This window comes from Streptomyces sp. NPDC031340 (assembly GCF_055569945.1).
In genome coordinates this window covers 7,387-22,268 of the sequence record NZ_JBVIIE010000032.1, presented here as the reverse complement: position 1 = coordinate 22,268, position 14,882 = coordinate 7,387, and the positions used below count along the sequence as shown (strand labels likewise).

Here is a 14,882-nt window from a genome sequence, read left to right as displayed (position 1 = left end):
TGCCGGGCCCTGTGACAGGTCTGTGACAGTCGGCGGACACGGCGATGAAGGTGCGGCGGCAAGCTTTTGGGCACAGGCAGGAACCACCGCCTGAGCAAGACGAAACACCGGAAGTCCACGACGGGGGGCGCGAGATGAACACGCTGCACAGCACCAGCACCAGCGCAGTGGTCACGCGCCTGCACGACGTGACCCGGGGTTCCGAGAAGTCCGGTGCCGCCGTGAGCGGGCGGGGGTGCGCTCGCGGCGGCACCGGGCGTCAGCACACCGCTCATGCGCAGCAGGGGCTTCAGCCCTACATGGCGGTGTGTGACGCACACACGGGGGAGAAGCACGGGGGAGCCGCGTACGGGGAGGAATCGGGGGAGCGTCGTTCGCTGTCGGAGGCGGAGTTCACCGCCTACGTCCAGGAGCGCCGCGCCTCCCTGTACGCAACCGCCTACCACCTGACCGGTGACCGGTTCGAGGCCGAGGACCTGCTGCAGAGCGCGCTGTTCTCGACGTACCGGGCGTGGGACCGGATCAGCGACAAGGCGGCGGTCGGCGGATACCTCCGCCGCACCATGACGAACCTGCACATCAGCGCGTGGCGCCGCCGCAAGCTGAACGAGTACCCGACCGAGGAACTGCCGGAGACGCCCGGGGACACGGACGCGATGCGCGGCACCGAACTGCGCGCGGTCCTGTGGCAGGCGCTGGCCCGGCTGCCCGAACTCCAGCGGACGATGCTGGTCCTGCGCTACTACGAGGGCCGCACCGACCCGGAGATCGCGGAGATCCTCGGCATCAGTGTCGGCACGGTCAAGTCCAGCATCTGGCGCTCGCTGCGCCGGCTGCGCGATGACGAGGCGCTCAGCCTCGGCCGTGACGAGGAGGACGCCTTCGGCGAGCTCGTCGCCTGAGGGACGGGGGGGAAACGGGGGAAATTCGGGGGAAACGGGGGGAACGGGGGGAACGGGGGACGCACCGGCCCGTGGCCACGGGGGACACGGGCCACGGGGGATGCGTGTCACGGGGGAGCAACACCCCTGTATCCACGGGGGACACGGGGATACAGGGCAATGCGGGGACAAGGGGGACCCGGGGGGAACAGCACGAGGGGGCCCACGGGGGACACGGGGGAGCACAACGGGGACACCCCACGGGGGAAGCCGGGGTGACGGGGGAAGCGGGGCTGGAGGGCCGGGGGGTCCGTCCAGTCCCGCTCTCGTGTGCGCTCAGCGCACCTGCGCGTCCGGAGCGGGCGCCGCCGGCCGGCGGTCCGCGACGGCGGCCGCGGCGAGGCGGCCCAGGGCCTCGTCCTTGTCGCAGGGGTGCGCGCCCAACGCGGTCTGGCGGGCGATGATCGAGCGCTCCCGCCGCATCAGCCGCCAGCCGCGGCGCAGCAGGAACGGCACCGACTTGCGGCCCTCCTGCAGATCCCGCAGGAAGCGCCGGCGGAAGGTGCGCACCGGGCCACGGCTCAGGCACAGCGCGTCGGCCAGCAGTCCGGCCTCCCGGCAGCGGGCGATGATCTCGGCCGCGAAGATGCCCTCCGCTATGAACAGCGGGGTCCGCCCGATGCCGACGGTGTCCTCGCCGGTGCGGGCGCTGAGCGCGATGTCGTAGACGGGGACGTTCGTCCGGCCGGTGCCGCACAGTTCGGCGATCGCCGCGACGGCCGTGTCGGCGTCCCACGAGTCCGGGTGGTCCCAGTCGATGTCGGAGCTCCCCGCCACCAGCGGCAGCGTCGGGTCGTCGCCCTCCTTGTAGAAGTCGTCCAGGCGCAGCACGGGCAGGCCGGAGCGGGCGGCGACGAGGGACTTGCCCGAACCCGAGGGGCCGCAGAGCAGCACGACACGGGCGGAGGAGGGGAGTTGGATGCTCACGGGACACCAGTTTGACGTATTCCGTACGCCTTGCCGACCCCGCGGGTCGTCTTTGGAGTGCGCGTCACACCTCAACTACCCTTCGTGTCTGTCCGGTCACGTTCCGGATCACGTCCCGATCACGTAGAGCTTCAGAAGGTGACCCCAGACATGGCACGACACGCGTCCCCCTCCCGCCCGGCCGTCCGGCGCGCCCTGCTCGCCCTCGCGACGACGGGGGCGGCGCTCGGCGCGGGCGCGGCGACGGCGTCGGCGGACGCCCGGCCGGTGGTAGACGTGCCGCACACGCTGCCCGCCTCCCTCGGTGAGACCGACCCGCAGGCCGGGACCCAGGCGCTGACCGGCACCGTCGGCCACGTCACCGGCCCGGTCGCCGGCCTGAAGCCCAACCCCCTCGCCGGCACCGGCGTCGACCCGCTCGACAACGGCGTCGCCACCCGGCTCGACGACTTCCGCCCGCTGTCCTCCCAGGCGCTGACCCGCCCGGTCGCCGAGGCGGACTCCATCGGCTCGATCCCGGTACTGGGCCAGGCGACCGGCCTGCTGGGCGGCTGACCGCAGCGCAGTTCCGCAGCCCCTCGGCGCCGACCCCGATCTCCCGGGCCACCTCGGTGACGGTCCTCCCGGACGAGCGGACCAGCGCGACCGCGTCCCGCTTGAACTCCTCCGAGTACCGCCTGCTGCGGTCGCTCTTACTTCCCACCTGGCACTACTTGCTCTGGCACCTCACGTCCCAGTCTCCAGGTGTCCAACATCGAGGGGAAGCTTCACTCTGATCGGCTGGTCCCACGGCGGTCGCGGCCACCACAGGGTCCAGTCGGCGCAACGTGGCCAGCAGGCAGAGCTGGAGGCGGGAGAGCCCGCAGTGCTTCATACGCAGGTTTGACACATGGAACTTCACTGTACGGATCGTGATATCCAGGTGGGTGGCGATCTCCGCATTGGTCGGCCCACCCCGCAGCAGGTCAAGGACCTTCTCCTCGGTCCCGGTGAGAGGTGGATCGAGGGCGAGCGCGCGGCGGAGTAAGTCCCCGGCTGCCGAGCCATCACCGTCCCCGTCCGGTAAGCAGTCCCCTCCCACCCGGTCAACAACACACATGAATCCCCCCGGACCCAATAGCCGCACGGGCGGCCGGCGCCCGCGCAATCCTGACGTGCCTGGATCGTAACTGACCCGTTCAGCTGTTGAGTTGTGCTGCGAGGCGGAGCCGGTCCTGGGTCTGTTGCTTGAACAGGGCGAGGGTCTCGGCGTGCTCTTCCACCAGAGACTTCTCGTACGCGGTCTGCACGGCGTAGCGGATGCCGATGTAGTTGACCTTCGTCTTGCAGGCGACGTCCGCTTTGGCGATCGTGATGGCCTCGGGGCTGGAGAGCTTGCCCCCCTCCAGGCCCAGGTCCGACTGGACGTTGTCGGGACTGGAGGTGTTGAAGCCCGAATCAGCCATGCACTGCGACCACTTGGTCGTGACCTTCCTCACCCGGGAGTCCTCCAGCGCCCTGGACTCGGCCTCGCCGCCCAGATTGAAGACGTAGAGGATGTCGAGGGATCCCGGAGTCGGGGAGTACAGCTTCAGAGCCGACTCGCGACCGCAGCCGCCGACGGGCACTTCCTTGCCGTTGACGATGATGCCGGTGCCCGGCGCCTTCTCCGCCTCGGCCTGCGACATGGGTTGGTTGGTGGGGGCAGCTGCCTTGCCCTTTGCCTTCGCCGCAGCCTCGGCAACGGGGTCCACCCCGTTGAGCACCGTCTGGCCGGTTCTGCTGAGAGCGGCCTGCGACTGTCTCTTGACGGGTGCCGGGTCTGTTGCCCGGCCAGGGCTCGCGTAGCCGAACTGGGCGGCGTCCTCCGCGTTGGCCAGCCCGAAGACCCGTGAGTTCGAGTCATCCTCGCTCGGAGGTGTCGGGGCGGGAAGGACGTAATCGAAGCCGAAGCGCTTCATGCATTGCTCGATCAGGCGATTCTGGGCCTTTTTCAGCTGCAACTGCTGATCGGGGGTGGCCTCGTATGCCGCGATGGGGAATTCCAGGCCTTCGGTGCTGCTCAATTTCTCGATACTGCCGATGGCCGGCTCCTTTCCCGCAGCGCCGGCTGCGGTCTCCTTGCCTGCGCAGCCGCTGAGGGTCAGGGCGGCAGCGCTCACCAGACAGGTGGCGGCCAGGAATCGGCTTGGGAGAGCCATGCGGGGATCCTCGCGGTCGTCGTGCGGGTAGCGTGGGGGAACCGTTGTCCCGCCTGATAACGGCAGGTGGGACAGCGGGCTGAGAGAGCTCGGGCAGGTGCCGCCCGGCGCGATCAGTAGGTTCCGCAGTCCGGGACCACCCAGCAGGCCGACTCGATGTTGTTCTTGAAGTTGGCGCTTGCGTTACCTATGTAATAGGCGGGAATCGAGCCCTCGTACGTACCTCCGGCGTTGGGGCCGGTGTGGACCCACCATTCGTCCGCACTGCGGTTCCAGTAGGAGGCCGTGTTGTTGCCGACGACCTGCCCCTTGCCGTTGCACGAGGCGGAGGTCGGGTAGGCCTTGAAATAGTCGTTGTTGAAGTTGAGGTCCTTGTCATACAGGTCGAAGACGCAGCCGGCTTGGTCCGAGTTGTAGAAGAAGCCGATCTCCTCAGCGTCCAGATAGCCGTCGTAGGCGACCTGAGTTGCTGCCGCGGTGCCGGCGGTAGCCAGACCGAAGCCGCCGAGGGCGGAGATGGCCAGCGCGACTGTGGCCACGCGGCGGGTGAGGTGGGTCAAAGCGGACTCCTTGTCAGAGAGGTGCTCTTGCCCGTGCAGTTGTTCGAAACGTGCCGAGTCATTACAGATCAACAGGCAATCGCCGTCTACTGTCCCCTGGGCCAGTAGACGGCGGCTCTCGCCACGTGGTGGGGTCAAACGCGGTTGGAGCCGTCCTGCGGCGGACGATCCCGGGGGAAGACGACTGGGCGTGACGTGCCGCGGAGCGGCTACGCCGCCCCCCTCCCTTCAGCAAAACGGAGTTACTCATGCCCTCCCCCACCCGCGTCACGCAATCACTGTGCGCAGCACTGCTCGCAGCCGCTGTCCTGGCCGGATGTGGCGGTGCCGAGGGGGACAACGCGGGAAGCGGGAGCGATTCCGGCACGAGGCCCGCGGCGAGTGGGGAGCCCTCGGCGGCGAGCGACTCGGAGCGTGACTACTACGGGTGCCTGGAGAAGAACGGGGTCAAGATCGAGACCACCCCCGACGGTGAACTCCGTGTGGTCAAGGCCGGCGGGGACGGGGCGGTGCTGACCAAGGCCGAGAGCAAGTGTGCGGCTCTCCTGCCGGCGCCGGACACCTCCGAGGACGACGGGGAGACAGCGAAGGCAGACCCGGCCTTCGTCGCGTGCATGAAGGCCGAGGGCTTCACCACGTACAACAGGGCCAAGAACAGCGACAACGACGCCCTCAAAGCGGCCCTGAAGAAGTGCAGCCCTGGCCCGGACGACGACGCCGTCGTCGGCGGCTGACCGACCCCGGCAGGACACGGTGACGGAGGTCTGCAGGTTGCGACGAGGAAATGTGACGAAGTGACCGCACAACCGGATGCTGGGGACGAGCCCGTTGTAAAGACGACGCAGGAGGCCGGGGAGACCGCCGCCGCAGGCGGAGGTCCGGCCGGCGGGCTTGCGCGTAGGCGCCGTTGGATCGCCGCTGTCGCGGGTGGGGCGGTGTTGCTCGCGGGGGCCGGAGTGGTGGCCTCCACGTTGATCAAGTCGCCTTCGCAGGCGGCGGCGGAGGCGAGGCCGCCGGAGCGGTCGGTGCTGACGTCAACGGTGGAATACCGGGTGTTGACGTCGTCGGTGATCGTGCGCGGGCAGGTCGTCGCCGGACAGAGTGTGGATGTGGCGCCGCAGGTGGCCGGCGGGGAGGACGGTGCCGCACCCGTCGTGACCAAGTTGCCGGTCAAGCAGGGCGATCGGCTGAAGGCCGGGCAGGTCTTGCTCGAGGTCTCGGGGCGGCCGGTGTTCGCCCTGCCCGGGCGGATACCCGTCTACCGCGATCTCAAGCCCGGCGCGGAAGGCGACGACGTGAAGCAGCTGCAGGAGGCGCTGCAGGCCCTGGGACACAGCACGGGCGGCGATACCGCCGGGACCTTCGGAGCAGGTACCAAGGCCGCCCTCAACGCCTACTACGCCGCGATAGGTTACGACCCGCTGCCGGCTGTGGACGACAACGGGAAAGGGCTGAAGTCGGCCGAGAGGGCGGTAACGGCGGCTGAGCGGGCGCTGCAGGAGGCCAAGGACGCCGACGGCAAGGGGTCGGCGCATGCGGTGCAGTACGCGCAGGATGATCTGGATGAGGCCCGGGATGAGCTGGCTGCCGCGCAGGCCGCGTCGGGTCCTCGGCTGCCGGCCGGCGAAGTGGTCTTCCTGCAGGGCTTTCCCGCCCGGGTGGACGCGGTGCCGGGACACGTGGGTGCGCCCGTGGACGGGACGATGCTGACGGTGTCCGGCGGGAAGCTCGCGGTACAGGCCTATCTGCAGGAGCACCAGAAGGGCCTGGTGCGCAAGGGGCAGCGGGTGCAGATCTACTCGGAGCTGACCGGCATCAAGGCGCAGGCGAAGGTGGGTTCGCTGGCCGATTCGCTGACTGCGCCGGACAGCGGCAGCGGGGGTGGCGGCGGCGAGGGCGAGCCGGACGGCGGGGCGTCGGCGGCGCCGGGACAGAGCGGCTATCTGCTGCGGGTCGATCCGGACAAGGCGTTGGATGCCCGGTTGGCCGGGCAGGATGTGCGGCTGACCATCGAAGCGGCCCGTACCGACGGCAAGGCGCTGGTCGTGCCGATCACCGCGCTCACCGCGGGCGCCGACGGCCGGACCACGGTCACGGTGCTCCAGCCGGACAACGAGCGGCGTCGGGTGGAGGTGCGCACGGGCACCGCGGGCGACGGCTTCGTCGCCGTGGAGCCGGTGGGGGCTGCCCGGCTGGCCAAGGGCGAGCAGGTCATCGTGGGTGTGAAGAAGGGGGTGGCCGGGCAGTGACGCCGGTCATCGAGTTCCGCCAGGTCGGCCTCACCTACCCGGGGCCGCCGCCCGTGCCTGCCCTCAAGCCATGTGAACTGCTCGTCGAGCCGGGGGATTTCGTTACCGTCGTCGGGCCTTCGGGCTCGGGCAAGTCCACCTTCCTCAACATAGCCGGGCTGCTTGACGCCCCCACCCATGGCACGTACCTCCTCGACGGCTACGACACCGGCGCGCTGTGTGACGCCGATCGAACCGCGCTGCGCGGTCGTCGCATCGGCTTCGTCTTCCAGGCCTTTCATCTGCTGCCGCACCGCTCGGCGTTGGAGAACGTCACCCTGGCCATGGTCTACAACGGCGTCCCCCACGCCGAGCGGGCCCCGCGCGCCCGCGACGCCCTGGTCCGCGTGGGCCTCGGCCACCGCATCGACTCGCTGCCCACCCGGCTCTCGGGCGGTGAGCGCCAACGCGTCGCCATCGCCCGGGCACTGGCCGCCGGCCCCTCCCTGCTGCTGTGCGATGAGCCCACCGGCAATCTCGACACTGCCAACGCCGGGGCGGTCCTGGAGCTGCTGGACGAACTGCACACCGACGGGATGACCATCTTGCTGATCACGCACGATCCGGAGGTGGCCGCCCGCGGTGCCCGCACTGTAGCCATCCGCGACGGTGTCCTTCGTGAGCAGCAGGTGGCCGCGTGAAGCTGCGCATCCGGGGTGCACGCGCCGCCACCGGCGTCATACCCTCCGTCTTCACCCCGCGCGACCTGCTCGCCGAGGCCACGGCCGGGATGCTGCAGCGGCCCGCCCGCTCCGCGCTGACCGCGCTTGGCACGGTGCTCGGCGTCGGCACGTTCGTGGCGATCCTCGGACTGACCGCGACCACCTCGTCCCAGATCGACGCCCGGTTCAACGCCCTGACCGCCACCGAGGTGACGATCGAGGAGACGGTGGACGACCCCGACCAGCTCACCGGGCCCGCCTTCCCCGAGGACGCCGACGCCCGGATGCACAGGGTGAACGGGGTCAAGGCCGCGGGGGTTTACTGGACCGTACGGGACGACCGGGCGGGCAGCGTCCGCTCCGCGCCCATCGGCGACAGTGCCGGAGGCGAGCGGATCGATGTCGTCGCAGCCTCGCCCGGCGTCCTGAAGGCCGCCGAGCCGACCCTGGCCGAGGGGCGGCTGTACGACGAGCGGATGGCCAAGGCCGGCCGGGTCGCCGTGATCGGCGCGGGAACCGCGAGCCGACTGGGCATCACCACCCTGGAGACCCATCCCGCGCTGTTCATCGGCGAGGAGTCGTTCACCGTCGTCGGTATCGTCGACGATGTGAAGCGCAAGGCCGACCTGCTGCTCTCCGTCGTCGTCCCGCGCACCACCGCCGAGCAGATCTGGGGCACCCCCGACCCCACCGAGTCCGGCATGCTGATCGCCACCGAACTGGGCGCCGCCCAGCAGGTCGCCACCGAAGCGGCCACCGCGCTGCGCCCCGACCACCCCGAGTACTTCAAGGCCATCCCGCCCCCGGACCCCAAGGCCCTGCGCTCGACCGTGAACTCCGACCTGAATCAGCTCTTTCTGCTGCTGGCCGGGATCTGCCTGATCATCGGCGCGGTCGGCATCGCCAACACCACTCTGGTCGCGGTGCTGGAGCGGACCGGCGAGATCGGGCTGCGCCGCGCCTTGGGCGCCCGCGCCCGGCACATCACCGCCCAGTTCCTGGCCGAGTCCGGTGCCCTCGGCGCCCTTGGCGGCCTGGTGGGCACCAGCCTGGGCACCGTGACGGTGGTCGCCGTCGCTGTGGCCCGGGACTGGACCCCGGTCGTGCACCCCGCAACCGTCGCCGCCGCCCCGCTGGTCGGGCTGGTCACCGGCGTGCTGGCCGGCCTCTATCCGGCCTGGCGGGCCTCGCGCATCCAGCCGGTGGAGGCCCTTCGGCGCTGACCTGTGAGGTTTGCGGGGCCTGTCGGGATGCCGACCGCGCCCCTGAATGTTCTGCCCTTGGGCGCGGCTTCTATTTCGGCTCCCCTGTCGCGTCCGTGGGTCGCTGACCAGGGGTGATGCAAACAACACGCCGTACCGCAGGTACGTTTCGACTTGCGACAGAACGAAACGGAAGAACCTGGATACGGCGTGCGATCTTCAATGCCGGGGCCGGGGCTGGTCGGTCAGTACGACGAGCCCGAGGCGCCCAGGGAACCGGTCGGGTGCCAGACCGTCTTGGTCTCCAGGAACGCCGTCATGCGCTCGGTGCCCGGCGTCGCCGTCCAGTTGTCCACAGGTTGTGGACGGAGGGCGCGCTTGAGGTTGTCCGCCGCCGCGATCTCCAGCTCCTTCGCGAGGACGTCGTCCGCGCCCGCGAGGTCGATCGCGTTGACGTCCATGTGGGCCGCGAGCGGCGCCGCGATCTCGGCCGTGCGGCCGGAGAGGATGTTGACGACGCCGCCGGGCAGGTCGGAGGTGGCCAGCACCTCACCCAGGGAGAGCGCCGGGAGCGGCGCCCGCTCGGAGGCGATCACGACCGCCGTGTTGCCGGTCGCGATCACCGGGGCGACCACCGACACCAGGCCCAGGAACGATGACTCCTGCGGCGCCAGGACGGCGACCACGCCGGTCGGCTCGGGGGAGGAGATGTTGAAGAACGGGCCCGCGACCGGGTTGGCCGCGCCGGTCACCTGCGCGATCTTGTCGGTCCACCCGGCGTACCAGACCCAGCGGTCGATCGCCGCGTCCACCTGGGCGGCCGCCTTGGACTTCGACAGGCCCTCGGCGTCGGCGACCTCGCGCGCGAACTGGTCCCGGCGCCCCTCCAGCATCTCCGCGATCCGGTAGAGCACCTGGCCGCGGTTGTACGCCGTCGCGCCGGACCAGCCGCCGAACGCCTTGCGCGCGGCGACCACCGCGTCCCGGGCGTCCTTGCGGGAGGACTGCGGCGCGTTGGCCAGCCAGTTGCCCTTTGCGTCGGTCACCTCGTACACCCGGCCGCTCTCGGAACGCGGGAACTTGCCGCCCACGTACAGCTTGTAGGTCTTGAAGACGGACAGCCGCCCGGCCGTCTCGGACTTGTCAGACATCGAGGTACGCCTCCAGGCCGTGGCGGCCGCCCTCGCGGCCGAAGCCCGACTCCTTGTAGCCGCCGAACGGCGCGGCCGGGTCGAACTTGTTGAACGTGTTGGACCAGATCACGCCCGCGCGCAGCTTTCGCGCCACCGCGAGCACCCGCGAGCCCTTCTCCGACCAGATGCCCGCCGACAGGCCGTACTGGGTGTTGTTGGCCTTGGCGACGGCCTCGTCGGGCGTGCGGAAGGTCAGCACCGAGAGCACCGGGCCGAAGATCTCCTCACGGGCGACGGTGTGCGCCTGGGTGACGTCGGTGAACAGCGTCGGGGCGAACCAGTAACCGGACGACGGCAGTTCGCAGGCGGGCGACCAGCGCTCGGCGCCCTCCGCCTCGCCCCGCTCGACGAGCGAGGTGATCCGCGCCAGCTGCTCGGCCGAGTTGATCGCGCCGATGTCCGTGTTCTTGTCGAGCGGGTCGCCCAGGCGCAACGTCGACAGACGGCGCTTGAGGGAGTCCAGCAGCTCGTCCCGGACCGACTCCTGGACCAGCAGCCGCGAGCCCGCGCAGCACACCTGGCCCTGGTTGAAGAAGATGCCGGTGACGATGCCCTCGACGGCCTGGTCGATCGGGGCGTCGTCGAAGACGATGTTGGCGCCCTTGCCGCCCAGTTCCAGGGTGAGCTTCTTGCGGGTGCCGGCGACGGCCCGCGCGATCTCCTTGCCGACCGGCGTGGAGCCGGTGAAGGCGACCTTGTCCACGTCCGGGTGGGCGACCAGCGCGGCGCCCGTGTCGCCGTACCCGGGAAGGATGTTGACGACGCCCTTCGGCAGGCCCGCCTGGCGGCAGACGTCCGCGAAGAACAGGGCGCTCAGCGGCGTGGTCTCCGCGGGCTTCAGCACGACCGTGTTGCCGGTCGCCAGCGCCGGGGCGACCTTCCACGCCAGCATCAGCAGCGGGAAGTTCCAGGGGATGACCTGGCCGGCCACGCCCAGCGGCTTCGGGGACGGACCGAAACCGGCGTGCTCCAGCTTGTCGGCCCAGCCCGCGTGGTAGAAGAAGTGCGCCGCGACCAGGGGCAGATCGGCGTCGCGGGTCTCCCTGATCGGCTTGCCGTTGTCCAGCGTCTCCAGCACCGCCAGCTCGCGGCTGCGCTCCTGGATGATCCGGGCGATGCGGAACAGGTACTTGGCGCGCTCCGAGCCGGGCAGCGCCGACCACTTCTCGAACGCCCTGCGGGCGGCCTTCACCGCGCGGTCGACGTCCGCCTCACCGGCCTGCGCGACCTCCGACAGCACTTCCTCCGTGCTGGGGGAGACGGTCTTGAAGACCCTGCCGTCCGCCGCCTCGGCGAACTCGCCGTCGATGAACAGGCCGTAGGAGGGCGCGATGTCCACGATCGCGCGGGACTCGGGAGCCGGTGCGTATGCGAATGCCGACGTCTGCAATTCCATGTCCATGGTGTCTCAGTCCACCGTCACGTAGTCGGGGCCGGAGTAGCGTCCGGTGGCCAGCTTCTGACGCTGCATCAGCAGATCGTTCAGCAGCGAGGAGGCGCCGAAGCGGAACCAGTGGTTGTCCAGCCAGTCCCCGCCGGCGGTCTCGTTGACCAGCACCAGGAACTTGATCGCGTCCTTGCTGGTACGGATGCCGCCGGCCGGCTTCACCCCGACCTGGACGCCGGTCTGCGCGCGGAAGTCGCGGACCGCCTCCAGCATCAGGAGCGTGTTCGCGGGCGTGGCGTTCACCGCCACCTTGCCGGTGGACGTCTTGATGAAGTCCGCGCCCGCCAGCATGCCGAGCCAGGAGGCGCGGCGGATGTTGTCGTACGTCGACAGCTCGCCGGTCTCGAAGATGACCTTCAGGCGGGCGCTCGTACCACAGGCTTCCTTCACCGCGACGATCTCGTCGTACACCTTCAAATAGTGCCCCGCGAGGAACGCGCCCCGGTCGATGACCATGTCGATCTCGTCGGCGCCCGCGGTCACGGCCTCGCGCACGTCCGCCAGCTTCACGGACAGCGCGGCGCGGCCCGCCGGGAAGGCGGTGGCGACCGACGCGACCTTCACCGAGGAGCCGGCGACGGCCTCCTTGGCGACGGCCACCATGTCGGGGTAGACGCACACCGCCGCCGTCGCGGGCGTGGCGGGGTCCGTCGGGTCGGGGTGGACCGCCTTGGCGCCGAGCGCCCGGACCTTGCCCGGGGTGTCCGCGCCTTCCAGGGTCGTCAGGTCGACCATCGAGATGGCGAGTTCGATGGCGTAGGCCTTCGCGGTCGTCTTGATGGAACGGGTGCCGAGCGAGGCGGCTCGCGCCTCGAGGCCGACCGCGTCGACGCCGGGCAGCCCGTGCAGGAAGCGGCGCAGCGCGCCGTCGGACGCGGTGACGTCCGCGAGGGCGTGGGCGCCGGGGACGCCGGGGGTTCCGGGGGTGCCTCCCACGCGTTCGGCAGTGGCTGAGGGTGCGTTGATGGGCATGGTCACCAGACGAGCATATCTACGCGCGTAGCGGCTGTACACCCCGGGGGAACAGGCCAATGGGCGGGCGGCCGGTCGGACCGTACCGGCGTGCGGCACAATCGGCAGCATGACGACCCCCGAGCCCCAGTCACCAGCACCGCAGCCCCCGGCAGCCCGGTCCAGGGACCGCGTCTACCGGTCACCCTCGGGCATCGCGGGCGGTGTCGTGCTGCTCGCCATCGTCGTCTGGCTCGGCATCGACGCGATCGTCGCCGGTCACGGGCGCACCCCGTGGCTGGCGCTGGCCTCGCTGATCCTGATCGTGCCGCCGGTCGTCGCCTTCACCCTGCGTCCCGCCGTCCACGCCGACGAGGACCGGCTGCGCATCCGCAACCCGTTCCGCGTCGTCGTGCTGCCCTGGGGCCAGGTCGCCTCGCTGCGCTCCGGCTACTCCAACGAGGTCGTCGCCGAGTCCGGCGCCAAGTACCAGCTGTGGGCCGTCCCGGTCTCGCTGCGGGCGCGCAAGAGGGCGGCCCGCCGGGCGGACCGCGCGGCGGCGGAGCAGGCCGGGGAGAGGACGGGCCGCGGCGGCCGCGCCGGCCGCGGCGGGGTGTTCGGAGCCGGGCAGGGGTTCGGCGGGCCCGGGCGCGCGGCGGTTCCGCAGGGGTCCGTGCGCGCCGAGACCGACAAGGTCATGGACGACCTGCGCGAGCTGCTGGAGGCCCGGGGCCGGGCGGAGACGGCCCAGGGCGAGGTGACCGTGCGCTGGGCGTACGAGATCGCGGGACCGACGCTGGCCGGGGCGGTGCTGCTGGCGGTGCTGCTGGCGACCGGCTGACCAGGGCCGGCGGGCTGACCAGCTCTGGCGGGCTGACCAGGTCCGGCGGGCGGTCCGGTCGTCGGCTGACCCGGCTGACGGGCTGCTGCCGCAGGGTCGCTCAGGGGGCGCCCGGCCACAGCAGGGCCATGTGGGCTCCCCAGTACGCCGAGCCCAGCAGCGCCGCCGTCAGGAACAGCGCGCGGTACCTGCGGGAGGCGCGGGCCAGGTGCAGGGCCAGCGGCAGCAGCAGCGGGAAGCCCGGCAGCAGGAAGCGGGCGCGCGGGAAGTAGACCCCGCCGCTGCCCAGCACGATCACCAGCAGCACGCCCGTGAACACCAGCAGGGGCAGCGGCTGGCGGTCCCCCACCGACAGGGCGAACAGCACCGTCGACGCGATCAGCGTGCCCGTCACCAGCACCAGGAACAGGTGCGGCCGCGGGTCCGAGGCCAGCATCTCCCGCATCCGGCGCACCGTCTCCCGGCCGCCGTCCAGCTCGTTGCGCCACAGCCGCTGTACGGCGAAGTAGCCGTCCCAGCGGCCCACCCGCAGGCCCACCCAGCCGACGTACCCGCACCAGCCCAGCGGCGCCAGGGCGGCGGCCGCGAGCAGGCGGACGTCGAACGGGCGGCGGCGGCGCACGGCGAGCAGCGCCCAGACGGCGACCGCGGCCGCCACCGCGACACCGGTCGGCCGGGTCAGGCCCGCCAGGCTCGCCAGGCAGGCCGCGGTGAGCGGACGCCCGGTGAGCACCGCGTACAGCGCCCATGCGGCGAACGCCGTGAACAGGGACTCGGTGTAGCCCATCCACTGCACCAGGCCGACCGGGAGGGCCGCCCACAGGAAGGTGAGCAGTACGCCGGTCCGGTGGCCGTGCAGCCGGTCGCCGACCGCGAACACGCCCCAGGCGGCGGCCAGTGACGCGAGGACGGCGATGCCCAGGCCGGTGGAGGCGCGGCTGCCGGGGGTGAGCACCGCGACCGCCTTCACCAGGTACGGGTACAGCGGGAAGAACGCCAGGTTGTTGGCGTTGTACGCGGTGCCGAGCTGATGGGCGTAGCCGTGATCGGCGATGCCGAGGTACCAGTCGGCGTCCCAGTGCAGCGCCAGGACCGGCCAGACGCCGTGGTGTCGGCGGTGGGCCCACACGGCCAGCACGGCCAGCCCGGTCAGCCGCACGGCGAGGTACCCGAGCAGGGCCGGGGCCGCCCGGTGCAGCGCGGCGCGCGGAGCGGACGGCGGCGCCGACGGTGGGGGCGGGGAGCCCGGGGAGGCGGTCGCTCGGGGTGTCGGCCGGAATGCGGTCGTGGACACGGCGGCGGCTCCAGGCTGGCTCGGCGGTGCGTTTCCGCTCCACCGTTGCCCGGCGGCCGGTCCGGAGCGTGGAGCCCGGGTCAGCGGACCGCCGAAAACCACCCGACGGGGTGCCCCCCGGACGGCGCAAGGGGGCGCCCCGTCGGGTGCGGGCGGAGGCTCGCCCGGTCGGGTGTGGACCGAAGTCCGCCCGGTCGGGTGCGGGCGCTGCGGCGGGCGGAGCCGCGGCGCCCGCCGTGATCCGGCGGGGCGCAGACCTCCGGCCGGCACCCGAGTCGGGTGCCGGGCCGGAGTGCGGTGTCGGGTGCGGGCGGAGGCTCGCCCGGTCGGGTGTGGACCGAAGTCCGCCCGGTCGGGTGCGGGCGCTGCGGCGGGCGGAGCCGCGGCGCCCGCCGT

At 71.4% G+C, this 14,882-nt stretch carries 15 protein-coding genes and 1 pseudogene; 7 read left to right on the top strand and 9 right to left on the bottom strand.

Annotated features, from left to right (window positions below; genetic code table 11):
* Nucleotides 1-134 precede the first annotated feature (134 nt).
* Entirely contained in the window at nt 135-902 is a 768-nt protein-coding gene (locus ACZ5GT_RS24240; RefSeq protein WP_469029575.1) for a SigE family RNA polymerase sigma factor, read from the top strand.
* A 315-nt stretch (nt 903-1,217) separates the two neighbouring features.
* Here ACZ5GT_RS24240 and ACZ5GT_RS24235 read toward each other — a convergent pair whose 3' ends face one another.
* A complete protein-coding gene (locus tag ACZ5GT_RS24235) occupies nt 1,218-1,868 on the bottom strand; it encodes a uridine kinase family protein (protein ID WP_469029572.1) in 651 nt (216 codons plus the stop codon).
* A gap of 150 nt (nt 1,869-2,018) precedes the next feature.
* On the opposite strand from ACZ5GT_RS24235, the gene ACZ5GT_RS24230 reads away from it, so the two are divergent.
* Nucleotides 2,019-2,423 (top strand): hypothetical protein, encoded by a 405-nt coding sequence (locus ACZ5GT_RS24230; protein ID WP_469029569.1) that lies wholly within the window; start codon nt 2,019-2,021, stop codon nt 2,421-2,423.
* Nucleotides 2,424-2,445: 22 nt separating this feature from the next.
* Here ACZ5GT_RS24230 and ACZ5GT_RS24225 read toward each other — a convergent pair.
* The 4 genes and pseudogenes from ACZ5GT_RS24225 to ACZ5GT_RS24210 form a co-directional block, all read right to left on the bottom strand.
* Nucleotides 2,446-2,571: pseudogene (locus ACZ5GT_RS24225) on the bottom strand (transposase); the annotation flags it as partial.
* 6 nt (nt 2,572-2,577) lie between these two features.
* Nucleotides 2,578-2,967, bottom strand: coding sequence for a helix-turn-helix domain-containing protein (locus tag ACZ5GT_RS24220; protein ID WP_469029565.1), 390 nt, complete (start codon nt 2,965-2,967; stop codon nt 2,578-2,580).
* Nucleotides 2,968-3,046: 79 nt separating this feature from the next.
* Complete coding sequence (locus ACZ5GT_RS24215) at nt 3,047-4,048, bottom strand: hypothetical protein (RefSeq protein WP_469029562.1); 1,002 nt, start codon at nt 4,046-4,048, stop codon at nt 3,047-3,049.
* Nucleotides 4,049-4,161: 113 nt separating this feature from the next.
* A complete protein-coding gene (locus ACZ5GT_RS24210; protein WP_469029559.1) occupies nt 4,162-4,608 on the bottom strand; it encodes a hypothetical protein in 447 nt (148 codons plus the stop codon).
* A 248-nt stretch (nt 4,609-4,856) separates the two neighbouring features.
* Here ACZ5GT_RS24210 and ACZ5GT_RS24205 point away from each other — a divergent pair, with 248 nt between their 5' ends.
* The 4 genes from ACZ5GT_RS24205 to ACZ5GT_RS24190 all read left to right on the top strand — a co-directional run bounded on the left by ACZ5GT_RS24205 (nt 4,857) and on the right by ACZ5GT_RS24190 (nt 8,781).
* The gene (locus tag ACZ5GT_RS24205) at nt 4,857-5,342 is read left to right on the top strand and encodes a hypothetical protein (RefSeq protein ID WP_469029553.1); all 486 of its coding nucleotides are present in this window, start codon (nt 4,857-4,859) and stop codon (nt 5,340-5,342) included.
* Nucleotides 5,343-5,567: 225 nt separating this feature from the next.
* Nucleotides 5,568-6,857, top strand: a complete 1,290-nt coding sequence (locus tag ACZ5GT_RS24200) for a peptidoglycan-binding protein (protein ID WP_469029548.1) — start codon at nt 5,568-5,570, stop codon at nt 6,855-6,857.
* The gene (locus tag ACZ5GT_RS24195; RefSeq protein WP_469029544.1) at nt 6,854-7,537 is read left to right on the top strand and encodes an ABC transporter ATP-binding protein; all 684 of its coding nucleotides are present in this window, start codon (nt 6,854-6,856) and stop codon (nt 7,535-7,537) included. Before ACZ5GT_RS24200 ends, ACZ5GT_RS24195 begins: the two co-directional genes overlap by 4 nt.
* Complete coding sequence (locus ACZ5GT_RS24190; RefSeq protein ID WP_469029541.1) at nt 7,534-8,781, top strand: ABC transporter permease; 1,248 nt, start codon at nt 7,534-7,536, stop codon at nt 8,779-8,781. Before ACZ5GT_RS24195 ends, ACZ5GT_RS24190 begins: the two co-directional genes overlap by 4 nt.
* A gap of 224 nt (nt 8,782-9,005) precedes the next feature.
* Here ACZ5GT_RS24190 and ACZ5GT_RS24185 read toward each other — a convergent pair whose 3' ends face one another.
* The 3 genes from ACZ5GT_RS24185 to deoC are packed head-to-tail and all read right to left on the bottom strand — an operon-like array spanning nt 9,006 to nt 12,372.
* Nucleotides 9,006-9,911: an aldehyde dehydrogenase family protein gene (locus ACZ5GT_RS24185; RefSeq protein ID WP_469029538.1), complete on the bottom strand. Its 906-nt coding sequence runs from the start codon at nt 9,909-9,911 to the stop codon at nt 9,006-9,008.
* Nucleotides 9,904-11,349 carry an aldehyde dehydrogenase family protein gene (locus tag ACZ5GT_RS24180; protein WP_469029535.1) on the bottom strand — a complete coding sequence of 482 codons (1,446 nt, stop codon included), beginning with the start codon at nt 11,347-11,349 and terminating at the stop codon, nt 9,904-9,906. The genes ACZ5GT_RS24185 and ACZ5GT_RS24180 overlap by 8 nt, the downstream gene beginning before the upstream one ends.
* A 12-nt stretch (nt 11,350-11,361) precedes the next feature.
* Nucleotides 11,362-12,372, bottom strand: coding sequence for a deoxyribose-phosphate aldolase (gene deoC / locus ACZ5GT_RS24175; protein ID WP_469029842.1), 1,011 nt, complete (start codon nt 12,370-12,372; stop codon nt 11,362-11,364).
* A gap of 109 nt (nt 12,373-12,481) precedes the next feature.
* Here deoC and ACZ5GT_RS24170 point away from each other — a divergent pair, with 109 nt between their 5' ends.
* A complete protein-coding gene (locus ACZ5GT_RS24170) occupies nt 12,482-13,192 on the top strand; it encodes a PH domain-containing protein (protein WP_469029529.1) in 711 nt (236 codons plus the stop codon).
* A gap of 100 nt (nt 13,193-13,292) precedes the next feature.
* On the opposite strand, the gene ACZ5GT_RS24165 is transcribed toward ACZ5GT_RS24170, so the two are convergent.
* Nucleotides 13,293-14,486 (bottom strand): hypothetical protein, encoded by a 1,194-nt coding sequence (locus ACZ5GT_RS24165; RefSeq protein WP_469029526.1) that lies wholly within the window; start codon nt 14,484-14,486, stop codon nt 13,293-13,295.
* Nucleotides 14,487-14,882: the final 396 nt, after the last annotated feature.